Origin of the sequence: Prochlorococcus marinus str. AS9601 (genome assembly GCF_000015645.1) — a bacterium.
Lineage (GTDB): Bacteria > Cyanobacteriota > Cyanobacteriia > PCC-6307 > Cyanobiaceae > Prochlorococcus_A > Prochlorococcus_A marinus_O.
The window spans coordinates 264,113-286,554 of record NC_008816.1 but is presented as its reverse complement, the minus strand read 5'-3'; the positions used below and the strand labels follow the sequence as shown (position 1 = coordinate 286,554).

The following is a 22,442-nucleotide window of genomic DNA, read 5'->3' as shown; positions in this document are numbered from 1 at the left end:
AAAAAATAACTGTTAGGCTATTTTCATTTACAATTCATGGGCAACAAAAATCTTCTAAAGAGATCCATTTTTAAAGAAAAAATATCTGAGTTAAAGTCTAAAAAATTTAGTTTCGAAATAAATAGAATTCAGCTTCCAAATGGACACGAAGGTGAATATGGATACATTAAGCATCCTGGGGCAGCATTAGCCGTACCTATTACAAAAGACAATAAAGTTATCATTCTTCGGCAATATAGATTTGCTGTTTCAAGGTATTTATTAGAATTTCCAGCAGGTACATTAGAAATAGGTGAAACACCTATTAATTCAATTCAAAGAGAAATCCAAGAAGAGACTGGTTTCAGTGCAAACAAATGGGATGAACTAGGAACTCTTGTCCCTGCTCCTGGTTATGCAGATGAAGAAATATATTTATTTTTAGCTCGTGATTTAAACAAACTCAATTACAAAGTTGAAGGAGATTTAGATGAAGACATAGAAGTATTAATTTTAGATCCCGACGAACTAGATAATCTTATTTCTAGTGGGGATGAAATTCTTGACGCAAAAACCGTGACGGCTTGGTTTAGAGCTAAACAATTTTTAGATAAATTATGAATAAACCTAGAATACTTTTCTGGCATAGAAAGGATTTAAGAATATTTGATAATCAAGCTTTAATCAAAGCATTTTCATTATCAAATGCTATTACTTCAACCTATATATTTGATAAAAATTACTCACACGATTTCAATGCAAGTTCAAGAGCTTGGTTTCTAGGAAATTCACTTCAAGAATTAGGAAATAATTGGAAAAAAATGGGTAGTAGATTAGTTATGGAAGAAGGAGATCCGGTATTAATAATTCCCAAATTAGCAAAGAAAATAAATGCTAAATTTGTTTTTTGGAATAGATCAATTGAACCTTATGAGATTAATCGCGATTTACAAATAAAAAAAAATTTAAAAGAACAAAACATTCAAGTTATTGAAACTTGGGATCACTTATTAGTAGAACCTTTAAAAATATTTTCAGGGAATAATAATCCTTATTCAGTTTATGGACCTTTTTATAAAAACCTTAAATCAAAAATGAATTTATTAGGTTTATATGAACAAGATAAAGTTGGTTTCCAGTTTAAAGATATTGATAATAAACTCAAAGATAAGACAATAAATTCATCTGATTCGGTTTTAGAGAAATTTATCAAAAATATCAAATTTCCTGGTTCGAATATTTGTCCATGTAAACCTGGAGAGAATGCTGCAGAAACATTATTAGAAAACTTCATTAACGAAAAAAAAATATATTCTTATAATTCTGCACGAGATTTTCCTTCCCATAATGGGACATCTTTTCTAAGTGCATCTCTCAGATTCGGTACCATCAGCATTAGAAAAGTTTGGAACGCCACTTTAAATTTAAATTCAGATTTGGAAAATCAAGGAAATTATCTATCAATTGAAACTTGGCAAAAAGAACTTGTTTGGCGTGAATTTTATCAACATTGCTTATTCCATTTCCCAGAGCTAGAGAAAGGTCCCTATAGAAAAAAATGGGATCACTTTCGATGGCAAAACAATAATGAATGGTTTCAGCATTGGAGCAACGGAGAGACCGGAGTACCTATAGTTGATGCTGCAATGCGTCAACTAAATAGTACTGGCTGGATGCATAACAGATGTAGGATGATAGTCGCTTCATTTCTGGTAAAAGATCTTATATGCAATTGGCAAATGGGCGAGAAAAAATTTATGGAGACTTTGGTTGATGGAGACTTAGCTGCAAATAATGGGGGATGGCAGTGGAGCGCAAGTAGCGGTATGGATCCAAAACCTCTTAGAATTTTTAATCCATATACCCAAGCAAAAAAATTTGATCCTATTTGCGAATATATAAAATATTGGATTCCTGAATTATCTAAAGTGTCAAATTCAGAATTATTAAATGGGGATATATCTAATTTAGAAAAAAATGATTATTCAAGCCCTATTGTCAATCACAAGATACAACAAAGATTATTTAAATCACTTTATGCTGAAATTTGAATTTCCTCTATACAATTCTTTAAAACTTTATTTAGATTTTCTGCTACATAAACTTGCTCTTCATAAGAAATTTCAGGAAACATTGGCAGACTAAGAACTTCAGTACAAATTCTCTCTGTATTAATGAGTTTTGTTCTAGAAAAATTTTTATTTTTGTAAGCTATTTGTGCGTGTATTGGAATTGGATAATAAATAATTGAATTAATACCTTTTTCGAAAAGTTGTTGTTTTACCAAATTCCTTAAGGAATAGTATTTTTTGCAATCAGTATCAAATAAATTTGAAAAATCTTCATTTAAAGAATATTCATCGTTTCTTAATTTGATTACAAATTGATTCCAAGAATGGGAAATTGAATCAGAACTAATTTTTGGAAAACTTATAAATGGATTTTTTTCTAATAAATCAAGATAATTATTAGCAATTTTTTGGCGATAATTAATCCACTTAGAAATATATTTAATTTTAATGTTTAATATGGCAGCTTGAATGGTATCAAGTCTGCTGTTATATCCAATTTGGGTATGGTGATATCTTATTGGGCTGCCATGAACAGCCAGTTCTCTAATTTTTTTTGCAATCTCCTTATCTGAAGTTGTTACTGCTCCACCATCTCCAGCAGCTCCTAAATTTTTAGTAGGGAAAAAGCTAAAACAGCCTATATCACCGATACTACCAACTTTGGAAGTTTCCCACATTGTGCATGTTGCCTGAGCACAATCTTCAATTACTTTTAAGTCATATTTCTTTGCCAAAGATTTTATTAAGGTCATATTCACTGCATTACCAAATAGATGAACTGGCATAATTGCCTTTGTATTAGGATTTATTTCTTGTTCTATTAGTTCAGTATTAATGAGATAAGTTTCTGGATCTATATCCACCAAAACAGGATTAGCGCCAACTGCACTAATAGCCTCTGCAGTTGCAAAAAAGCTAAAAGATGAAGTAATAACTTCATCACCCACACCAATATTTAAGGCGCGCAGAGCTAATACTAAAGCATCAGTTCCACTATTACATCCAATAGTATTTTCAACACCAATCAGATTTGAAAAACTCTCCTCAAATTTGGCAATTACTTGTCCTCCAATATACTGGCCCCCTTTTAAAACTTTAGAAACCTCACTCTCAATTTCAGAGCCAATTTCTTGGAACTGCCTTTCTAAAGTAAATGGAGGTATCTGCATAGTAAATATATTAACCCTAAACCATATTTCTATGGGTAAAAAAATTTTTTATTTCATTTAAACCAACTTGGTTCTTTACCAGGAGTCCATTTTATATTGCAACCTAAAGAAGGCATCTGATTTGAAGGATAAGAATTATCTTGATTTAAATCTTTTACAGCAGAGCGCAAATCTTTTCCAGATAGAGGGATATTATTACCTGGTCTACTATCGTCTAATTGGCCATGATAATACAATAAAAAATCACCATCTCCTTCATTTGAAAAAAGATAAAAATCTGGAGTACAAGCCGCTTTTAATTTCTTAGCAAAATTTTGATTTTCATCATATAGATAAGGAAAACTCCATCCTTGTGTTTGTGCTTGTAATTTCAAATTTTTAGGAGAATCTGAAGGATGAGTGACAATATCATTACTAGAAATTGCAACTGTTTGAACTTTATTTTCAATTTCTTTACTTAAGATGAAAATTTGATTCTCAATATATTTAACAAATGGGCAATGGGCACAAATAAACATTAAAAGTAAATGCCTATTATCTAGATTATGAGAATTAAAATATTCATTTTTTAAGGAATTAGCATTTAACATTTCAAAATGCGGTAATTGAAAACCTAATTCCAAATCCATAGAATTTGTTCTTACCATGTTCAAGTTAAAAATTCTTTGATATTTGAAAATTATTGTATATTTTGCAGTAATCCGTAAAGATAGGTACTTCTATATAGGAGAATAATAGAAATAATAAACAAAATGCTTCTAAATCTAACTGGCAAAAAAATTCTTGTTACGGGAATTGCCAACAATCGTTCAATAGCATGGGGTATCGCTCAACAACTTTCAAAAGCTGGCGCAGAACTTGGAATCACATATTTGCCTGATGATAAGGGAAGATTCGAGTCTAAAGTTAGAGAACTAACTGAACCTTTAAACCCATCGTTATTTTTGCCTCTTGACGTTCAAAATCCAGCTCAAATTGAAGAAATATTTAAAAATATAGAAGACAATTGGGGGCAAATTGACGGATTAGTTCACTGCCTAGCATTTGCAGGACGCGATGAATTGATTGGAGATTACAGTGCTACCACTTCAGATGGTTTTGATAGGGCTCTTAATATAAGTGCGTATTCGTTAGCACCTTTATGTAAAGCAGCAAAACCACTTTTTAGTGATGGTGCAGGAGTTGTCTCATTAACTTATTTAGGTTCAGAAAGGGCGATTCCTAACTATAACGTGATGGGAGTTGCCAAAGCAGCTTTAGAAGCTTCAGTAAGATATCTTTCTGCAGAACTTGGTCCCGAAAAACAAGTCAGAGTTAACGCAATCAGTGCTGGGCCTATAAGAACACTTGCGAGTTCTGCTATAGGTGGCATTTTAGATATGATTCACAATGTTGAAGAAAAGGCTCCTTTACGCAGAACAGTCACTCAAAAAGAAGTAGGTAATACAGCTGCTTTTTTATTAAGTGATCTCTCTAGCGGCATTTCAGGCCAAACAATTTATGTTGATGCGGGTTACTGCATTAATGGAATGTAAACTAAGTTTTTTGCATAAAAATGTCATCTCTAAGGCAATCTGAAATAAAAAGAAAAACGAATGAAACAGATATTTCTGTATTTATAAACTTAGATGGAAGTGGAATTTCTGAGATAGATACCGGGATACCATTCTTAGATCATATGCTTCATCAAATATCCAGTCATGGTTTGTTCGATTTACAAATTAAAGCAATTGGAGATACCCATATTGATGATCATCATACAAATGAAGATGTAGGAATCGCATTAGGCAAAGCATTTTCAAAAGCCTTGGGAGAAAGAAAAGGAATAAGCAGATTTGGACATTTCTTTGCCCCATTAGATGAAGCATTAGTTCAAGTCACTTTAGACTGCTCTGGTAGACCGCATCTATCTTATGATCTTCAATTAAAAGCCCCTAGAATAGGAAATTATGATACTGAACTAGTAAGAGAGTTTTTTATTGCCTTTGTAAATAACAGCGGTATTACTCTGCATATTAATCAAATACGAGGAAGTAATTCACATCACATAGTTGAGGCGTGCTTTAAAGCTTTTTCAAGAGCAATGAGAATGGCAACCGAGATAGATCCAAGAAGATCTGATTCAATTCCAAGCAGTAAAGGAATGTTAGAAAAACAATAAAATAGGAATTATTTTCGAATCAGCCACAATTCAGTTGATTTTTGGCGAAGATAGTTAAAGAGATTATTTTGTTGTGACTAATTTACAAGAGAAAAAAATTGATAAATTTAATATTTTTAAAAAAGAAGATTGGTCAAGTGCTTACAAAAATGTAGAAAAGGAGTTAACTAAAGTGCCTCTAAAAGTTAGCAAAGGTAATAATATTAAAAATTTAAATGGAACATTATTAAGAAATGGACCAGGAATATTAGAGAGAGGTGGACAATGGGTTCATCATCCATTTGATGGTGATGGGATGATAACATCCATAAAATTCAAAGATGGTCAGCCATTCTTAACAAATAGATTTGTTAAGACTAAAGGCTATTTGGAAGAAGAAAAAATAAATAAATTTATTTATAGAGGTGTTTTTGGAACACAAAAAAATGGAGGAATTTTAAATAATGCATTAGATCTAAAATTCAAGAATATCGCTAATACACATGTTATTAAATTAGGAGATGAAATTCTCGCGTTATGGGAAGCAGCAGGTCCACATGCAATGAATCCTGATAATCTTGACACTATTGGTTTAACAACATTAAAAGGGGTACTCAAACCTAACGAAGCATTCAGTGCTCATCCCAAAACAGACCTAAACTCAAATGCATCTTCAGAACTTTTAGTCACTTTTGGAGTACAAACCGGGCCCAAAAGTACCATTAGATTAATGGAATTTGATAATGCTGGTACAAATTCTGGAGAGCTCATTTTTGACAGAAAAGATACTTTTAATGGCTTTGCATTTCTTCATGATTTTGCAATTACAACTAATTGGGCAATATTTTTACAGAATGCTATTGATTTCAATCCTCTTCCATTTGTAATGGGTCAAAGAGGAGCAGCACAATGTCTAAAGTCAAACCCAAATAAAAAGGCAAAGTTTTTTATCATCCCAAGAGAAAGTGGATTATTTAGAGGACAGCCTCCTTTAACAATAGATGCTCCAGAAGGATTCGTTTTTCATCATGTAAACGCATTTGAAAAAGATTCCAAAATCGTATTAGATAGTATTTTTTATGATGATTTCCCATCAGTTGGTCCAGATGAGAATTTTAGGGATATTGACTTTGATAAATATCCAGAAGGAAAACTGAAAAGATCAATTATCGATCTGAAAACAAAAACTTGTGAACTTGAAACTTTCAGTGAGCAATGTTGTGAATTTGCTGTTGTTAATCCTAAAAACTTAGGATTAAAAGCAACTTTTAGTTGGATGGCAAGCACATCTCAAAAGCTGGGGAACGCTCCACTTCAAGCAATAAAAAAAATAAATTTAACTTCTAAGGAAGAGATTTCTTGGTCAGCCGGTCCAAGTGGATTTGTTAGTGAACCAATTATGGTCCCATCAGAAAACTCTTCAAAAGAAGATGAGGGATTTTTATTTATACTTCTATGGAACGGAGAAAGAAGAGGAAGCGATTTAGTGATATTAGACGCAAAAGACTTAAAAGAATTAGCTGTTTATGAATTACCCATTTCAATTCCTCATGGCCTTCATGGATCTTGGGTCAATTGAATTTAAGAAAAAATTTCAATTAAATCTGGAATAATTTTTTTTAATGCTTTACCTCTATGACTACAAGAGTCTTTAATATCATTATTCATTTCTGCGAAAGTTAATCCGGTAGAACTCTCCTCAAAAATTGGGTCATACCCAAAACCACTTTTCCCTCTGGGGTTTAAAATAATATTTCCATGACATTTGGCCTCAGATTCAATTATCACTTCACCATTTGGGGAACAGACACAAATATTAGCAATAAAGAAAGCACTTCTATTTTGAACTCCATCAAGTTCTCTTAAAACTCGTTCAATTCTCTTCTGATCATTTTCTGCATATCTAGATGAGTAAATGCCAGGCTTACCACCTAGTGCTTCAATACAAATTCCTGAATCATCTGCAATCGAAAAATTATTCGTTTTTCTCGAAACTTCTCTCGCTTTTTTAATTGCATTATCTCTAAATGTCAGTCCATCCTCTTCAACTTCTAATGATTCTGGCTGGAGTAACAATTTACAATTAACTCCAGCGAGCAATTTCTTATATTCTTCAATTTTACCTTTATTCTTACTCGCTAAATATAAATTTTTCATCCTTATTTTCTTGCCAAATTTATAAATTCTTGCCCCCACTCTAATACCTCAATTAGATAAGATTCTTTTGGTGCTTCACAATATAACCTTAAAAGAGGTTCCGTTCCTGAAAACCTAAAAAGAAGCCAAAAATTTTTATCAATTCTCAATTTTATTCCATCGATCTTTGAGATACTTTTTAACTTGTGATTATTAATATTCTCAGGAATATTATCTATGATAAATTCTTTTACGTTATTTTTTTCTGACTGATTTGGAAATTTAATATCAATTCTTTTATAAAAACTTGGCCCAAAGTCTTCTTGAATTTCATCTAAAGTTTCATATAAATATTGAGATTTTTCAGCAATTCCATTTAGTAAAACCATTGCTGCATATAGAGCATCTCTTTCAGGCATAAAGTCACCAAAACCAACTCCCCCAGATTCCTCTCCTCCAATAAATATTTTTCCTTTAATCATTTTTTCAGCAATATATTTAAAGCCAACCGGAAGTTCAAAAACATCTCTATTTTGACTCTCTGAAATATTTTTAATAATATCTGAACCACTAACTGTCTTTAAAACTGGATAAGAATTATTTTTAATTTCGCCCAAATATTTAATAAAGTATGGGAGTAAATCTTGAGTACTAGAGTATCTTCCTTTTTCATCAATTGCCGCAATTCTATCACCATCACCATCAAATATAATTCCTAAAGTTTTCACTTCATTTGTTGAATTTTTCATTAGTGTTTGTTTTAGATCATCTGCATAATTCAGAAGAGGTTCAGGAGGTTTTCCTCCAAAAAAAGGATCAGCATCTTTCCTGATTTCTGAAATAACCTCTAAATCATTAGAAGCAAAAATCTCAGCCATACAATTTGCAGCTGAACCATGCATAGAATCTACAAAAATTTTCAATTTCATTTTTTTTAATCTCTTGGAAATATAGTTAATATCAAAAAGGGATTTAATTCTATCTAAATGAAATTTCTTAATATCTACCAACTGAGTAATACCATCTATTTTTTCAATTGAATTTCCAAGCATTAATCTTTTTTCAACTTCTCTTGTAAAAGATTCGTCAACAGAACATCCATTTAAGCTCTTTATTTTCAGACCTAGCCAATTATATGGATTATGACTTGCTGTAATTACTAACGCTCCAAGACAACCGACTTCTTTGGCATAGAAGCTACAAGAGGGCGTTGTAACAAAGCCATCAGATAAGATCGGTTCGAAACCACATCCTCTTACAAAGGGCACTATTTGCTTGGCGAATTCACAAGCCATAAATCTACGATCATATCCAATAATAATTTTCTTTGAATTAACTTCTTTATAGTATTGATAATGTAACTCCTGACATGCAGCTACAACAACTCTTGAAAGATTGGACAGGTTAAAGTCAAAACCAATAATTCCTCTCCAACCATCAGTTCCAAATTTTATCTTATCTAATTTATCAGCTCTCAAATTTCAAATTTCCTTGATTTCTTCTAATTATCTATACTAATTTATATGAGTAAATTTTAAAACCGCCCTTAAAAAATAATTTGAATTCTCTTCATTTAAAAAGTTTTACAAGATGCAAAAGAAAAGCATGGCTCGATTTTAAGGGTAAAAAATCTTATGAAGTTTGGTCTCCCCATAAAGCTATAGATAAAATTAATCAGTTTCAAATTTTCTCTGAATTTTGTAATGGTGAAATATATTCAGGATTAAAAGCATGTGAAAATGGTTATCAAGGGGTAATTGGATTAAAAATCAAAGGGAATCTTTTCCAAAATATAAACGCAGAGATACTTCCACAATTACTTTTAAAGACTAAAGGTAAAAGTAAATGGGGAGAATATAAATATTTACCTGCTGTTTATAAGTTAGGCCACAAAACAACTAAAGAACATTTATTCGACTTAGCTTTTTGTTCTATGCTTTTGGAATCTTTTCAAGAATCTAAAATTGAGAAAGGATTAGTAATTTCAACTTTTTATAAAAAAGTTAAAGTTGAAGAGATTTATTTAAATAAAAAATTAAGAAAAAAAGTTTTAAATGTGTTATTAAATTTGAATGAATGCTTGGAGGGATCTATACCAGAAATAACTCAAGATAGAAAAAAATGTACCATCTGTTCATGGCAAAAATTTTGTGACAAAGAAGCAAAAGAAAATGGATATCTAACAGATATAGATGGAATAGGGTCCAAAACGGCCTCTTTACTCAACGCAAACGGAATAACTAATACCCAAACATTAGCTTCGTGTAGCGAAAAACAACTTGTAGAGAAATTATCAACATTCAAAGATCAGAAGTATGAAAAAGCATCCATATTTGTAAAGCAAGCACAAGCATATATCTCTGGAGAACCATATTTCATTTCTAATAAAAATAATACGGAAGATTTATTAGAAAAAATATGTTCGGGATTTTATATCTTTGATATTGAGTCAAATCCAGATGAAAAGCATGATTTTTTATATGGATTTTTAAAAGTAAATAATTTGTCTATAAAAAAAGAAGATCTTACTTATGAACCAATCTTAAATCTTAAAAACAATGAAGGAGAATCTTACAGTCAAATTATTGAAAAACTTTTTTCACACAAGGAATTGCCAGTTTTGCATTACGGAGAAACTGAAAAAATATCAATAATTAATATTGCTAAAGAACTAAATTTTAGTTTTGAAGAAATTGATTCACTTACCTCAAGATTTATTGACTTACATACCTTAATAAGAAAGTCTTGGATATTACCACTAAAAAACTATGGCTTAAAAACTGTTTCTAATTGGCTTGGATTTGAATGGGCACAGAAAAATGTAAGTGGCTCGAAAGCACTTTATTGGTGGATTCAATATCAAATTACAGAAAACCAAATATTTTTAAAGAAAATTATCCAATATAACAAAGATGATTGTTTTGCTACTCTACAAATTGCAGAATATTTAATCAAAAATCGATTAAAGAAAAATTGACCCTACAGATTTATTTATAATAATTTTTCCAAAAATTTCTGAAAAAAAATAACTTTCTTCCTTTAAATATTTTCTTTTTATCATAGCTAAACCTTTTGTTTCACAATCTGATTTAAAAAAACTAGTGATTTTACCTACAGAAATATCCTTGGCAGAATTTATATATAAATTTTTATCTTTTAAGTCTAAATTCAAATTAGATTCAATTGATTTCCAAATTCTTATTTCCTGTTTTAGAGAAGAAACATTTTTTATTTTTGACATTGTTTCTTGTCCTAAATAACAACCTTTATTAAAATCTATAAGATCTTGTAATCCAAGCTCAAGAGGATTATTTTTTCCGTTTATTTCCATTTCTAATGAGGGTATTGCCTGATTAATCTTCCAAAGTTTTAAATCATTGGGATTTAGTAAATTTAGTTTATTTTTATATATTTCAAATTCTTTATCTTCTATTTTGAAGAAAATAGGCTGGTAAGTTCTCCATGAACTAGATTCATCAATTTCCTGAATTCTATTTATCAAGGAAGGTTCACCCAGAAGTACATCGTCCGCTGGAAAAATAATTTGATTAAAGTAATCAATTATTTCATTTGTGTTACCCACCAAGATAATTACTTCTAAGCCTCTTTCTAAAAAAACAATTTCAATTAATGACCTTAGTACTCCATTTGGAGTTAACCAACAAGTTTTGATAACTTTATTTTCTGTATTAAGAATATTACCAGTTGTTATTCCATTCAAAAATTTCCTGGCATCTTTTCCAGTAATTGAAAAACAATCAAATTTTTCAAGCCAAAACTTTTTTTTTATATCTTGCATTTTGAAATAATTATAAAAAGTCTTTTATTGTAAAAAGACTCTTTAATTTAACATTTTCATCTTCAAGGGCTTCTAATCCCCCTTCTTGCCTATCAACTATAGACAAAACTTCCTCAACAACATAATTATTTTCTCGTAATTTTTTTATAGCTTTTATTACTGAACCAGCAGTTGTAACCACATCCTCTAAGACAGTTACCAAAGTTCCTTCTTCTAATTTAGGGCCCTCTATTCCAGCTTTGGTACCGTATTTTTTGATTTCTTTCCGAATTATTAAACCATCAAGGTCTAGGCCATGCAAAGCTGCTTTGACAATTAATCCGCTTACTATAGGGTCTGCACCTAATGTCAATCCTGCTACAGCTTTTGACCTTGAGTCCTTTAACTCTAAAAATAAATCACTGATTAAGTTTAAGCCTTCGCCATTTAATGACACTGGTTTACAGTTCAAGTAATGATTACTTTTTTTCCCTGAAGATAAAGTGAAATTCCCTTTTTTGTAAGATTTTTCAATTAACTGTTTTAATAATTTTGCTTTATTTAGATCATATTTATTAGAAAATTTGCCCATTAGTAAAAGTTAAACTGATATTTAAAGATTAGAAGAAAAAAAGAAATCTCACAAAAACTTCCTAATGAGGTGTTTTTTGAAATATTATTTTTATATTGTATATTGAAAATCAATGTAATTAAAATTACATAAATTTCCTTGGGGGTGTAGCAATCTGGTGAATGCACCAAACTCATAATTTGGCTAAGGCGAGTTCGATCCTCGCCACCCCCATTATTCATTTGTCATAGAATGAAAATAACTCTACTTTTTTTTCTTTTATTTTTACCAGCTTTTTTCGCAGCGAGTGAACTCTCTTTTTTATTAATAAGGCCAAGTAAAGTTTTAAGGTTAATAGAAGAAAAAAAGAAAGGAGCTTTTTCAATTTTAAAAATTCAAAAACGCTTTAGATCTTCACTAATTGCTTCTCAATTTGGAGTAACAATTTCATTAGTTGCGATTGGATGGCTCAGCAATAACCTGGCTAATGACTATTGGAAAAGCAATAATTTATCAGATAGATTTTATGATCTTCTATTATTTTTATTTGTTGTTTTAGTTGTTACTCTTATTTCTGGACTAATTCCAAAAGCTTTAGTAATTAATAATCCAGAATCTGCTGCATTAAGGTTAACCACAATATTCGACGCCGTGAGAAAATCTATGAATCCTATAGTGAAAACAATAGGATTCTTCGCTAGTGCCTGTTTAGGCTTGTTCAATTTAAATAACAAATGGGATTCTTTAAACTCGGGTTTATCTGCTGGAGAATTAGAAACTCTTATAGAAACAGATAACGTAACAGGTTTAAAACCAGATGAGAAGAATATTCTTGAAGGAGTTTTTGCTTTAAAAGATACACAAGTTAAAGAAGTGATGATTCCAAGATCCGAAATGGTAACTTTGCCAAAAAATATAACCTTTTCAGAACTTATGAAACAAGTAGATAAAACTCGACATGCTCGCTTCTTTGTAATTGGTGAGTCTTTAGATGATGTATTAGGTGTATTAGATTTGCGTTATCTAGCTAAGCCAATATCAAAAGGTGAAATGGAAGCCGATACATCATTAGAGCCATTCCTTTTACCCGTCACAAAAATAATAGAAACATGTTCACTAGCAGAAATATTTCCAATAGTAAGAGACTACAATCCATTCTTACTGGTAGTTGATGAACACGGCGGGACAGAGGGACTAATAACTGCAGCTGATCTAAATGGCGAAATAGTTGGAGAGGAAATGCTTAATAATAGAATTTATTCAGACATGAGAATGTTAGATAATTTATCTAAAAAATGGTCAATAGCTGGAAAATCAGAAATTATTGAAATCAATAAAAAGATAGGATGTTCTATTCCAGAAGGTATTGATTATCATACCCTTGCTGGATTTATGTTAGAAAAATTTCAAATGGTCCCAAAAATTGGCGACGTTTTAGATTTTAATAATATTAAATTTGAAGTTATTTCTATGTCAGGTCCAAAAATTGATCGTGTTAAAATAATTCTTCCCAAAAGCTAAATGTGACTCCCCATGGAGGATAATGATAATGAATATATGGATTTAAAATTATGCAACCAACCTCATCACCCGTAAAGGTTGGAGTCATAGGTATAGGAAATATGGGATGGCATCATGCTCGAGTACTAAGTTTACTCAAAGATGCAAATCTCATTGGAGTCGCAGATCCAAATGAAGAGAGAGGCAAATTAGCTATTGAACAATTTCAATGTGAATGGTTCAAAGATTATAAGGACCTAATTCCAAAAGTTGATGCTATCTGTATCGCCGTCCCAACACTACTTCATCAAAAAGTAGGACTAGATTGTCTTAAGAGAGGAGCTAACGTTCTCATTGAAAAACCAATTGCAGCTAACGAGTTGGAAGCAAAATCTTTGATAGAGGCCGCTAATGAGAGTAACTGTCTATTACAAGTTGGGCATATTGAAAGATTTAATCCTGCTTTCAGAGAATTAAATAAAATAGTAAATAATGAAGAAATTGTTGTTTTAGAAGCAAGGAGGCACAGTCCTCATGCAGACAGAGCAAATGATGTATCTGTCGTAATGGATTTAATGATTCATGACATTGATCTTATTTTGGAGCTTGTAAACTCAAAAATACAAAAATTAGCAGCAGTTGGAGGAAGAAATAGCGAAGGATTAATAGATTATGTCAATGCTACTTTAGTTTTTAAAAATAATGTTATTGCAAGCCTAACTGCAAGCAAAATGAGTCACAAAAAAATTAGAAATTTAAGTGCTCACTGCCAAAATAGCCTAGTAGAAACTGATTTTTTAAATCACTCTTTACAAATCCATCGAAAGTCTCATGAATCATACACAGCTGAGCATGGAGAATTAGTTTATAGAAATGATGGATATGTCGAAGAAGTTAGCACAACCTCCATTGAACCTCTTTATGCAGAACTGGAGCATTTTCTTAAGTGCGTTCAAGGTAAAGAGACACCTGAGGTAGATGGTGAGCAAGCCTCAAGAGCTTTGAAAATTGCTGATTTTATAGAGCGTGCTGTAGAAAATTCTGGAGATGCAATTTTACTTGAAAATCCTTTCTAATACTAACAATCTAAACTAAAAGAATTTTATTTAAATCCAACAGCAGCTTGCCAAACAAACACTAATAAAAAGAAAAATAAAGGAATCAGTGGAAGAACATCAACAGTTGGAGCAAAGGCTTTATAAGCCTCGGGCAATTCAGCGAATGTATTAAATAGAATGAGCACCTTTTTGGTAATTTAATTAATTATGATAAGACGTTACCACGTATGGTGAGCAATAGAGGATGTTTTCCAAGGAGCGAAATCATTTGTAAAACAATTATCTCTAATTGCAGTAGAAATTGCATTGGTAAATCTTATTAAGTGAGCAATATTATGCAAACTGATGAGAGTTAGTCCTAATATTTCGTCATTTCTAATTAGATGATGCAAATATGCTCGAGAATAGGATTTACAGGTTTCACATTTACAAGTTTTATCAATCGGAGAAAAGTCATTTTTAAATCGAGCATTTCGCAAATTCAGTCTTTCATCATTAAAAAATGCAGTCCCATGTCTTCCTAGTCTTGTAGGCAAAACACAGTCAAATATATCGAATCCATTAGCAACAGCAAGAGAAATTTCTTTTAAGGAGCCAATTCCCATTAAATATCTTGGTTTTTTTATTGGTAAGAATTTCGGGACGTAATTAATTACACTATGTATTTCTTCGACTGTCTCGCCAACACTTACACCTCCCACTGCTATTCCAGGAAGATCAAAAGAACTTGTATATTTTGCACTGTATTCTCTCAATTTAGGATACTTTCCACCTTGAACTATACCGAATAATGCTTGATTAGATTTCTGATGAGTCTCAACACTTTTTTGTAACCATGAATGAGTTCTTTGTAAAGAGTCCTCAATATCATTTTCGTTAGCTGTATGCGGAGGACAATGATCAAAAGCCATCGCGACATCCGATCCAAGATCCATTTGAATCTGTATTACTTTTTCAGGTGATAAAAATACATAACTACCATCTCTTGGATTTTTAAATTCCACGCCTTTATCAGAAATATTATTTAATTTGGCCAAACTAAAAACTTGATATCCTCCTGAATCAGTAAGAATAGGCTTAGGCCAATTCATGAACTTATGTATTCCGCCAGATTCTTTAACTAGTTTTTCTCCAGGTTGTAAATGCAGATGAAAGGTATTTGAAAGAATCATTTCTGATCCTGTGGAGGTTAACTGCTTAGATGAAATTCCTTTAACCGTTGCCAAAGTACCCACAGGCATAAATTTTGGTGTGTTTACCTGACCATTTGGTGTATGAAATATACCAGTTCTTGCTGCTGTATTACTGCAATTCGATGTAATTTCAAATTCAAACACGATAATTTATAAAATTTTTTGATCCTTTTTCATTAATCTACCCTATTATTTAATATTGAATCTATTTTTATATCATCAAAAAATATTTAATAAAAAATTTGGCAGGATCTTGGATTTTCTATACAACATTTCCAAAGATACCTTTAATTAATCCCGAATTTAAAAATATTGCACAATTTGCCCCGCCTTTAGGATTTTTGATTGGAACAATACAGAGTTATATTTTTCTTTTTTTTGCAACAAACTCTTGGTCAATTTATGCATCTGCATTAATTTGTTTAGCTTCAGGATATTTAATTACTGGTGGTCTACACATTGATGGTTTGATGGATACTTTCGATGGTATTTTTGCGGGTAAAAAGAAACGCTTAAAAGCCATGAAAGACAGTAAAGTTGGTTCCTTTGGCGTACAAGCTTTAATTTTTATAACTCTAATTCAAATTGCTTGCATACTGAAAATTCAAAGCCTAATAATTTTTGTTTTACCTATATGCTTATTTTGGGGAAGATTTTCAAATTTATTTTTTATAGAAAAGTTTAAATATATGAGTTATAAGAAAAAATCTATTAGTCACAAAAAGTTTTGGAATGGATTTAAAAAAGAATCTTTGATCTCAATTATTTTTCTTTTAATTTTCATTTCATACCAATTAGTTTCAATTACATCCCAAACAATATTAATTAAATTTTTAATTCTTATTTTGATTGGTATCTTTCTAAGCTATTCTATCCCAAACATACTGGGTAATAAAATTGGAGGCTTCAACGGAGATGCCTGCGGCGCAAGTGTTGTACTAGTTGAAACTGCAATGTTGTTTATGCATGCAATTCTTTTATAGGTAGTTCTAAATAGAAAATATTTTTCTTCTTAAGATTTTTTGATTTCGCAGTATTATCAACCGAGTTATTTTCCAGCAATCTCAAATCTCCTCCAATTTGTTTTGCTAGTTTCCTCGCCAAAAAAAGTCCCACACCAGTACCATCCTTCTTTTTAGCGGCAGATCCTCTAAATCCTTTTTCAAAAATTTTCTCGTTTTCATTCTTAGTTATTTTTTTACCATCATCAAAGATACAAAGTCCATTACTCGTGATGGCGATTCCAATTTCAGCATCTTGTTGGGCATATTTAAACGCATTTTCTAATAGATTTGCCACAATTTCAGCAATTACAGCATATTTTGCCTTTAGTGGCGACAAAGTCCAATCTGGCCAAAGATAAGGTTCAGTCCAATCTCTATTCTCTAAGTCCGCATTAGCTTTACCCCTTTCTAATATTGGCCTCAATAAACTCTGAACAGTTATTACCTTTTTATTATCTAAATTTGGCGGTAGTAACAATCTTTCCTCTCCAATTTCTAAGGGAAGTTGAATAGGTGAATTTAATTGCGCAAAAGAATCCATATATTGATTAATTTGTTTTTGCTCTATTATCATGCGTTCGACTATTTCAATAGAGTCATCATCTGAACCAAGTCTTTTTATTAGTAATTTCGCATATGTCCTAATAGCAGCCAATGGATTTCTTATTTGATGGACTATGACATTGACCTGATTTTTTAAATAATTGACTTCTTCATTTTTATTTTGACATTCTAATTCGATAGAGACGCATTTAGCTAAAGATATTGAAAGCGCTTTTAATCTAGAATCAAGAGATACCGGCCAATTACCCTCTTTCAAATCAGTTTCGACTCTAAGGACACCAAGTAGAATATCGTTTTCTTGAAGTGGGTACCATCTTCTATTAGGCGATGACACTTTTAGTGAAGGATCATCTTCTATTGATTTAAGTAGCTTATCAATTTTTGGCCATTGACCAATCATTTCAAAAGATGCTTTAGTCCCTTGCTTGGCTGCAGCGAGATACATAACTAAATTAGTTACGCCCATTGAGCAACCAAAACTCTCTAGTTGTTTTTGAATAAGTTCTTCAAATTTTTTTGAAAGATTCATAATTAATGAAATTTTGAGAAATTTTTAAAAAAAACTTGAAAAAGGGCTTGTAAAATATGAAAAAAGTATTAAGATATATAAAGAGGTCTGACTTTAGCCAGCCTTAAATATGAATATTTAATCATATTTTAAGCTACATCAGGGGTTGATGGGTCCTCTATGTAATTTGAAGTGAATTTAAAATCACATATATAAGATTAGTAAAAATAAATAAGACTAATCTCATTAATAATTTCAGGAGTACCAATCAATGTCAAAAAAAAGAAAAAGAATCAGTAGAAGAAGATTGGCTGGCCAAAGAGTAATGGCACATGTACCTATTTATCATATCGAAACTGGCAAACATAAACCAGTTACAGCAGCAAGAAGATTCATAGCTGAAAATGGTCTCTCTGCGCCCTCAGTTTTCAATGTCAGAAGAAATGAACACACCACCGATAGATTTTTTTGGGGTGAAAAAGGTTTATTTAGCGCCCAATATGCTGAAGAAAATCATTTTCTATTTCCATCACTAAAAGTTGTAGTTGAAGGAATTGGTGAAGAAAAAATATTTGAGGGTCTTGAACTTACTGCAGATGATTGGGAAGAGATTGAAGAATATGAATATGCTTTTGTTTAAAAAATATTACTTATATTTGAACTTATAAAATTAATTAAATTTGAATCAATTTGATGAAATCCATCGAATTCTAATAATTCACAAAATTTAGAAGACTTACTCTTTACCTTTTCATAAATAGTCCTAGAAGCATCTATAGGCACAACATCATCGAATAAACCATGACTAATAATTAATGGCGAGAATTTTTCTCCTGGGGCCCAGTTAGGGTGAGGATAACCACTACAAGCAACAATTAATCCAAAATTCAACTTAAATCCCACATCAATTGCCATTGCCGCCCCCTGAGAGAACCCCAACAAAATCGTTTTTCTAAGTGGAATCTGATCAGTATCAAATTTTTTTAATGTTACTAAAAGTTTATTTACTTCAACCTCAGCTCCATTCCAATCATGTGGGTATAATCCATACCACTGCCTTCCCTGACCGCTTGGGTGTATTCCAGGAGCTCTCAAAGAAATTACCTCAAAATCAAGATTTATTTTTTCATTCATCTCCTTTCCAAATATTAAAAGGTCATCTGAGTCAGCTCCCCAACCATGCATCAAAATAATTCTATGAGTTGCAGTTTGAGAGCTAATCGAGACAAATTCATGATTGATGGCATATTTCATGTTTATATTCTTAAGTAAGTAAACTTTCCCATAATGTCTCCATTAGCTTTAGTAAGTGTCTCTGATAAAAAAAATATAATCCCATTTTGCAAGGAATTGGTAGAGCATTTCAATTATAAAATTCTATCAAGTGGAGGAACTGCCAAACATCTTATAGAGGCAAAAATTCCAGTTATTAAAGTTGCTGATTTTACTAATTCTCCGGAAATTCTTGGAGGAAGAGTTAAAACTTTACATCCAAAAATACACGGGGGAATATTAGCTATAAGAACTGATGAGGAACACAAAAAAGATATAGAAGCTAACAATCTTGAGTTAATTGATTTGGTAGTTGTCAATTTATATCCTTTTAAAAAAACTGTAGATGGGGGAGCTAAATGGGAAGATGCTATTGAAAATATCGATATCGGAGGGCCATCTATGATTCGTTCTGCAGCTAAAAATCATAAAGATGTTTCCGTTTTAGTAGATTCTAGTCAGTATCAAAGTTTTCTTGAAGAAAGTAAAAAAGGTGAATTGAAAGACTCATATAAAGCAAAATTAGCCCTTGAAGCTTTTCAACATACAGCAGATTATGACACTGCAATATCTAATTGGATAAGAAAAGAAAGAGATTTACAATCTTCTAAATATATTGAATCTTATCCACTAATCAAAACCTTAAGATATGGAGAGAATCCACATCAAAAAGCTTTTTGGTATGGTTTAAGTAACATTGGATGGAACTCAGCAGAGCAATTACAAGGAAAAGACTTAAGTTATAACAATCTATTAGATCTAGAGTCGGCACTTTCAACAGTTTTAGAATTTGGCTACACAGAAAAAGATGAACTTGCAACCGATATGGTTGCCTCTGTTATTTTAAAACACAATAATCCTTGTGGTGCCTCTATGAGTAATTCAGCTTCTAAAGCATTTTTGAATGCTTTAGAATGCGACTCTGTAAGTGCATTTGGAGGAATAGTTGCTTTTAATTCAAATGTTGATAGTGAGACAGCAATTCACCTCAAAGATATTTTCTTAGAGTGTGTCGTCGCTCCATCTTTTGATGAAGAAGCTTTAGAAATTTTAAAAGTTAAAAAGAATTTAAGAATCTTAAAGATTTCAAAAGATCAACTTCCACAAAAGAATCAAAATTCTACTAAATCAATAATGGGAGGATTACTAGTTCAAGATACTGACGATAGTGAAGAAAAAACTGAAAATTGGATTTCAGTAACTAATAAAAATCCAAGTAATCAAATTAACTTAGATCTAAATTTTGCATGGAAAATTTGTAAACATGTTAAATCTAATGCAATTGTTATTGCAAAAGACCAAAAAACTATTGGTATTGGAGCTGGGCAAATGAACAGAGTTGGAGCAGCAAAAATTGCATTAAAAGCAGCTGGAAGGTTATGTTCTGATGCTGTCTTGGCTAGCGATGGGTTTTTCCCATTTGCAGATACTGTAGAAATAGCAAATGAATATGGAATAAAAGCTATTATTCAACCTGGAGGAAGTCTAAGAGACCAAGAAAGTATTGATATGTGTAATTCAAAAGGAATCTCAATGGTATTTACGCAAAAAAGACATTTTTTACATTAAATTATGTTGATTTTGGATAATATGTAATCTTGTTAGTTTTTCTAAATAAAGATAGCCTGCCTGGACCTGCACATAGAAAGTAGAGGGAAATAGCCCCGTATATAAAAGATAATTCGAAAGCATAATTATGACCTTCAACCACTGCCAAAGGAAAACCTTCTAGTCCAGTATCTAGGAGATGAAAATAAACAGCAAATGCCATAGTGGAGAGTAGACCAAGTGAAGAAAGCCTAGCAAAAATTCCTAAAGCTAATCCTATTGGACATACTAATTGAGTAATTGCTGCTCCAAAAGTCCAAATAACAGGATCTCCTGGCAAAAATGGGAAGTACTTACCAACTACAAACTCAGCAAATCCTTGTGGATCCTGAAGTTTTTCTAGGCCATGATGAATCATCAAAGCACAAAAACCTATTCTTAAAACAAAAATCGATAGTTCTCCAAGGATATTTACTTCTGACCCTGAAGATGAATTTGCAACTACAACTTCAACTTTTTGCGGCGCTTTAGCTCTATTTATACTTGCAGCTTGAACCTGATTAGTTTGTGCTTTGTCTTCCATACTTCATTAAGTTTTCATTATTCTAGTTAATAAAGTTGATCTTTTGGAATTATCTGACTAATAAATTTAAAAAACTAAGCAAATTTATAAATGAATAACAAATTCAGGAAGCAATATCAATTAACTTTTCAATAACATCTGCCACGACCTTATCAGGAGTGGAAGCACCTGAGGTAATTCCAACATTAATTTTTCCACTAGGTAGAAAATTTTTTTTAAGTTCTAATTCTGATCCTAATGGCTTGTGAAATATTGAGTTTTCTTTAACTGATATTCTCTCAGGCGTATCAATATGAAAAGAAGAAATATTTTTAGTAATTGCTATTTCCTGTAAGTGAGTAGTATTGGAAGAATTGAAGCCTCCAATAACTACTAAAATATCAAGGTCTTCATCAACCAAAGAGAACATTGCATCTTGTCTTTCTTCAGTTGCATCACAAATAGTATTAAAAGCTAAGAAGTGACTATTTAAGTTTTCTGGCCCAAATTTTTTTAACATCGTCCTTTCAAAGACCTTACCAATTTCCTCAGTCTCGCTCTTAAGCATAGTTGTCTGATTTGCAACACCCACTCTATCTAAATCTTTATCAGGATCAAATCCATTAGAAAAAGCTTTAGAGAATTTATTCATAAACTCATTTCTATTTCCTTTCCCCAGAATGTATTCAGATACGTAGTTTGCTTCTTCTAGATCAAGTACAACTAAATATTTACCTGCAAATGAACTTGTAGCAAGAGTCTCTTCATGCTTAAATTTTCCATGAATTATAGATGTGAAAACATGTTTTTTATGTTTTTCAACCGTATGCCAAACCTTAGAAACCCATGGACATGTTGTATCAATAATATGACAACCTTTCTCATGTAAGAGTTTCATTTCTTGAACAGTCGCTCCAAAAGCAGGAAGTATAACAACATCTCCATTAGAAACTAAAGAAAAATCTTTGATTCCATTTTTAGCTGAAATGAATTTCACATTCATTTTTCTTAAATGATCATTAACCGAGGGATTATGAATTATTTCGTTTGTTATCCAAATATTCTCATTAGGGTAATGTCTTCTGGTTTCATAAGCCATTGCTACAGCTCTTTCAACTCCCCAACAGAAACCGAAGGCTTGGGCCAACTTTATATTTAGTCTGCCTTTAGTATAAGTAAAACCATTATCTCTGATAGAACTTATCAAATCACTTTGGTAAGCTTCTTCTAACGCTTGAGCTCTTTTTGTTGGAGAATCGAAACCCCTTCTATTGTATCTATCAGAATGATGAAGAGATCTTCTAAAAGCTTGAGTATCCATTTTCCTATATTACAACGTTTTAAATAATTTTTCGTAAAAAAAAGAAACCTGACATAAGTCAGGTTTC

The 22,442-nt window shown here is 31.6% G+C and carries 23 protein-coding genes and 1 tRNA gene; 12 read left to right on the top strand and 12 right to left on the bottom strand.

The genetic code is table 11. The features are described from left to right. Positions 1-36 precede the first annotated feature (36 nt). Both A9601_RS10635 and A9601_RS10630 read left to right on the top strand, forming a co-directional pair. Positions 37-600 (top strand): NUDIX hydrolase, encoded by a 564-nt coding sequence (locus tag A9601_RS10635; protein ID WP_011817778.1) that lies wholly within the window; start codon positions 37-39, stop codon positions 598-600. Continuing rightward, positions 597-2,030, top strand: a complete 1,434-nt coding sequence (locus A9601_RS10630) for a cryptochrome/photolyase family protein (protein ID WP_011817777.1) — start codon at positions 597-599, stop codon at positions 2,028-2,030. The genes A9601_RS10635 and A9601_RS10630 overlap by 4 nt, the downstream gene beginning before the upstream one ends. Here A9601_RS10630 and A9601_RS10625 read toward each other — a convergent pair. Together A9601_RS10625 and A9601_RS10620 are read right to left on the bottom strand one after the other, a co-directional pair. Further along, positions 2,015-3,220 carry a DegT/DnrJ/EryC1/StrS family aminotransferase gene (locus A9601_RS10625; RefSeq protein ID WP_011817776.1) on the bottom strand — a complete coding sequence of 402 codons (1,206 nt, stop codon included), beginning with the start codon at positions 3,218-3,220 and terminating at the stop codon, positions 2,015-2,017. The two genes, A9601_RS10630 and A9601_RS10625, sit on opposite strands and share 16 nt — an antisense overlap. Before the next feature lie 53 nt (positions 3,221-3,273). Next, on the bottom strand, positions 3,274-3,867 hold the full coding sequence (locus tag A9601_RS10620) for a thioredoxin family protein (RefSeq protein WP_011817775.1): 594 nt from the start codon (positions 3,865-3,867) through the stop codon (positions 3,274-3,276). Positions 3,868-3,972: 105 nt separating this feature from the next. Here A9601_RS10620 and fabI point away from each other — a divergent pair, with 105 nt between their 5' ends. The 3 genes from fabI (at position 3,973) to A9601_RS10605 (ending at position 6,939) form a co-directional block, all read left to right on the top strand. Next, complete coding sequence (gene fabI / locus A9601_RS10615) at positions 3,973-4,755, top strand: enoyl-ACP reductase FabI (protein WP_011817774.1); 783 nt, start codon at positions 3,973-3,975, stop codon at positions 4,753-4,755. Between the two features lie 20 nt (positions 4,756-4,775). Further along, positions 4,776-5,381 carry an imidazoleglycerol-phosphate dehydratase HisB gene (hisB, locus tag A9601_RS10610; protein WP_011817773.1) on the top strand — a complete coding sequence of 202 codons (606 nt, stop codon included), beginning with the start codon at positions 4,776-4,778 and terminating at the stop codon, positions 5,379-5,381. A gap of 73 nt (positions 5,382-5,454) precedes the next feature. Further along, positions 5,455-6,939 carry a carotenoid oxygenase family protein gene (locus A9601_RS10605; protein WP_011817772.1) on the top strand — a complete coding sequence of 495 codons (1,485 nt, stop codon included), beginning with the start codon at positions 5,455-5,457 and terminating at the stop codon, positions 6,937-6,939. Between the two features lie 2 nt (positions 6,940-6,941). Here A9601_RS10605 and rdgB read toward each other — a convergent pair whose 3' ends face one another. Then, the gene (gene rdgB, locus A9601_RS10600) at positions 6,942-7,517 is read right to left on the bottom strand and encodes an RdgB/HAM1 family non-canonical purine NTP pyrophosphatase (protein WP_041484588.1); all 576 of its coding nucleotides are present in this window, start codon (positions 7,515-7,517) and stop codon (positions 6,942-6,944) included. 2 nt (positions 7,518-7,519) lie between these two features. Beyond that, positions 7,520-8,974 carry a phosphoglucomutase/phosphomannomutase family protein gene (locus tag A9601_RS10595; RefSeq protein WP_011817770.1) on the bottom strand — a complete coding sequence of 485 codons (1,455 nt, stop codon included), beginning with the start codon at positions 8,972-8,974 and terminating at the stop codon, positions 7,520-7,522. Between the two features lie 80 nt (positions 8,975-9,054). Here A9601_RS10595 and A9601_RS10590 point away from each other — a divergent pair, with 80 nt between their 5' ends. Next, entirely contained in the window at positions 9,055-10,473 is a 1,419-nt protein-coding gene (locus A9601_RS10590) for a TM0106 family RecB-like putative nuclease (protein WP_011817769.1), read from the top strand. Here the strand turns inward: A9601_RS10590 and A9601_RS10585 are convergent. Beyond that, the gene (locus tag A9601_RS10585) at positions 10,459-11,295 is read right to left on the bottom strand and encodes a folate-binding protein YgfZ (protein WP_011817768.1); all 837 of its coding nucleotides are present in this window, start codon (positions 11,293-11,295) and stop codon (positions 10,459-10,461) included. The two genes, A9601_RS10590 and A9601_RS10585, sit on opposite strands and share 15 nt — an antisense overlap. 10 nt (positions 11,296-11,305) lie before the next feature. After that, the gene (pyrE, locus tag A9601_RS10580; protein ID WP_011817767.1) at positions 11,306-11,866 is read right to left on the bottom strand and encodes an orotate phosphoribosyltransferase; all 561 of its coding nucleotides are present in this window, start codon (positions 11,864-11,866) and stop codon (positions 11,306-11,308) included. Between the two features lie 140 nt (positions 11,867-12,006). On the opposite strand from pyrE, the gene A9601_RS10575 reads away from it, so the two are divergent. The 3 genes from A9601_RS10575 (at position 12,007) to A9601_RS10565 (ending at position 14,421) form a co-directional block, all read left to right on the top strand. After that, positions 12,007-12,079 (top strand) — tRNA-Ile (locus A9601_RS10575). 18 nt (positions 12,080-12,097) lie between these two features. Further along, complete coding sequence (locus A9601_RS10570) at positions 12,098-13,366, top strand: hemolysin family protein (RefSeq protein WP_011817766.1); 1,269 nt, start codon at positions 12,098-12,100, stop codon at positions 13,364-13,366. 50 nt (positions 13,367-13,416) lie between these two features. Beyond that, positions 13,417-14,421 (top strand): Gfo/Idh/MocA family protein, encoded by a 1,005-nt coding sequence (locus tag A9601_RS10565; protein WP_011817764.1) that lies wholly within the window; start codon positions 13,417-13,419, stop codon positions 14,419-14,421. 26 nt (positions 14,422-14,447) lie between these two features. Here the strand turns inward: A9601_RS10565 and A9601_RS10560 are convergent, their stop codons facing one another. Together A9601_RS10560 and tgt are read right to left on the bottom strand one after the other, a co-directional pair. Further along, positions 14,448-14,588 carry a photosystem II reaction center protein K gene (locus A9601_RS10560; protein WP_011375837.1) on the bottom strand — a complete coding sequence of 47 codons (141 nt, stop codon included), beginning with the start codon at positions 14,586-14,588 and terminating at the stop codon, positions 14,448-14,450. 33 nt (positions 14,589-14,621) lie between these two features. After that, positions 14,622-15,740 (bottom strand): tRNA guanosine(34) transglycosylase Tgt, encoded by a 1,119-nt coding sequence (gene tgt / locus A9601_RS10555; protein WP_011817763.1) that lies wholly within the window; start codon positions 15,738-15,740, stop codon positions 14,622-14,624. A gap of 98 nt (positions 15,741-15,838) precedes the next feature. On the opposite strand from tgt, the gene A9601_RS10550 reads away from it, so the two are divergent. Beyond that, a complete protein-coding gene (locus tag A9601_RS10550) occupies positions 15,839-16,579 on the top strand; it encodes an adenosylcobinamide-GDP ribazoletransferase (protein ID WP_011817762.1) in 741 nt (246 codons plus the stop codon). Here A9601_RS10550 and A9601_RS10545 read toward each other — a convergent pair. Then, on the bottom strand, positions 16,557-17,693 hold the full coding sequence (locus A9601_RS10545) for a sensor histidine kinase (protein WP_011817761.1): 1,137 nt from the start codon (positions 17,691-17,693) through the stop codon (positions 16,557-16,559). The genes A9601_RS10550 and A9601_RS10545 overlap by 23 nt on opposite strands. A 250-nt stretch (positions 17,694-17,943) precedes the next feature. Here A9601_RS10545 and A9601_RS10540 point away from each other — a divergent pair, with 250 nt between their 5' ends. Beyond that, positions 17,944-18,312 (top strand): DUF3155 domain-containing protein, encoded by a 369-nt coding sequence (locus A9601_RS10540; RefSeq protein WP_011817760.1) that lies wholly within the window; start codon positions 17,944-17,946, stop codon positions 18,310-18,312. Here A9601_RS10540 and A9601_RS10535 read toward each other — a convergent pair. Then, positions 18,309-18,926, bottom strand: a complete 618-nt coding sequence (locus A9601_RS10535; protein ID WP_011817759.1) for an alpha/beta hydrolase — start codon at positions 18,924-18,926, stop codon at positions 18,309-18,311. The two genes, A9601_RS10540 and A9601_RS10535, sit on opposite strands and share 4 nt — an antisense overlap. Positions 18,927-18,959: 33 nt before the next feature. Between A9601_RS10535 and purH the strand changes: the two genes are divergently transcribed. Next, positions 18,960-20,513 carry a bifunctional phosphoribosylaminoimidazolecarboxamide formyltransferase/IMP cyclohydrolase gene (gene purH / locus A9601_RS10530; protein ID WP_011817758.1) on the top strand — a complete coding sequence of 518 codons (1,554 nt, stop codon included), beginning with the start codon at positions 18,960-18,962 and terminating at the stop codon, positions 20,511-20,513. Position 20,514: 1 nt separating this feature from the next. On the opposite strand, the gene A9601_RS10525 is transcribed toward purH, so the two are convergent. Continuing rightward, positions 20,515-21,075, bottom strand: a complete 561-nt coding sequence (locus tag A9601_RS10525) for a DoxX family protein (RefSeq protein WP_011817757.1) — start codon at positions 21,073-21,075, stop codon at positions 20,515-20,517. A gap of 103 nt (positions 21,076-21,178) precedes the next feature. After that, positions 21,179-22,375, bottom strand: coding sequence for a 4-hydroxy-3-methylbut-2-enyl diphosphate reductase (locus A9601_RS10520; RefSeq protein WP_011817756.1), 1,197 nt, complete (start codon positions 22,373-22,375; stop codon positions 21,179-21,181). Positions 22,376-22,442: the final 67 nt, after the last annotated feature.

Excerpts from the sequence above, each read along its gene's own strand:
- hisB (WP_011817773.1), top strand. The coding sequence starts at position 4,776 with ATGTCATCTCTAAGGCAATCTGAAATAAAAAGAAAAACGAATGAAACA.
- rdgB (WP_041484588.1), bottom strand. The coding sequence starts at position 7,517 with ATGAAAAATTTATATTTAGCGAGTAAGAATAAAGGTAAAATTGAAGAA.
- purH (WP_011817758.1), top strand. The coding sequence starts at position 18,960 with ATGTCTCCATTAGCTTTAGTAAGTGTCTCTGATAAAAAAAATATAATC.
- A9601_RS10585 (WP_011817768.1), bottom strand. The coding sequence starts at position 11,295 with ATGCAAGATATAAAAAAAAAGTTTTGGCTTGAAAAATTTGATTGTTTT.
- pyrE (WP_011817767.1), bottom strand. The coding sequence starts at position 11,866 with ATGGGCAAATTTTCTAATAAATATGATCTAAATAAAGCAAAATTATTA.
- A9601_RS10540 (WP_011817760.1), top strand. The coding sequence starts at position 17,944 with ATGTCAAAAAAAAGAAAAAGAATCAGTAGAAGAAGATTGGCTGGCCAA.
- A9601_RS10565 (WP_011817764.1), top strand. The coding sequence starts at position 13,417 with ATGCAACCAACCTCATCACCCGTAAAGGTTGGAGTCATAGGTATAGGA.
- A9601_RS10625 (WP_011817776.1), bottom strand. The coding sequence starts at position 3,220 with ATGCAGATACCTCCATTTACTTTAGAAAGGCAGTTCCAAGAAATTGGC.
- A9601_RS10630 (WP_011817777.1), top strand. The coding sequence starts at position 597 with ATGAATAAACCTAGAATACTTTTCTGGCATAGAAAGGATTTAAGAATA.
- A9601_RS10525 (WP_011817757.1), bottom strand. The coding sequence starts at position 21,075 with ATGGAAGACAAAGCACAAACTAATCAGGTTCAAGCTGCAAGTATAAAT.
- A9601_RS10545 (WP_011817761.1), bottom strand. The coding sequence starts at position 17,693 with ATGAATCTTTCAAAAAAATTTGAAGAACTTATTCAAAAACAACTAGAG.
- A9601_RS10620 (WP_011817775.1), bottom strand. The coding sequence starts at position 3,867 with ATGGTAAGAACAAATTCTATGGATTTGGAATTAGGTTTTCAATTACCG.
- A9601_RS10520 (WP_011817756.1), bottom strand. The coding sequence starts at position 22,375 with ATGGATACTCAAGCTTTTAGAAGATCTCTTCATCATTCTGATAGATAC.
- fabI (WP_011817774.1), top strand. The coding sequence starts at position 3,973 with ATGCTTCTAAATCTAACTGGCAAAAAAATTCTTGTTACGGGAATTGCC.
- A9601_RS10570 (WP_011817766.1), top strand. The coding sequence starts at position 12,098 with ATGAAAATAACTCTACTTTTTTTTCTTTTATTTTTACCAGCTTTTTTC.
- A9601_RS10635 (WP_011817778.1), top strand. The coding sequence starts at position 37 with ATGGGCAACAAAAATCTTCTAAAGAGATCCATTTTTAAAGAAAAAATA.
- A9601_RS10535 (WP_011817759.1), bottom strand. The coding sequence starts at position 18,926 with ATGAAATATGCCATCAATCATGAATTTGTCTCGATTAGCTCTCAAACT.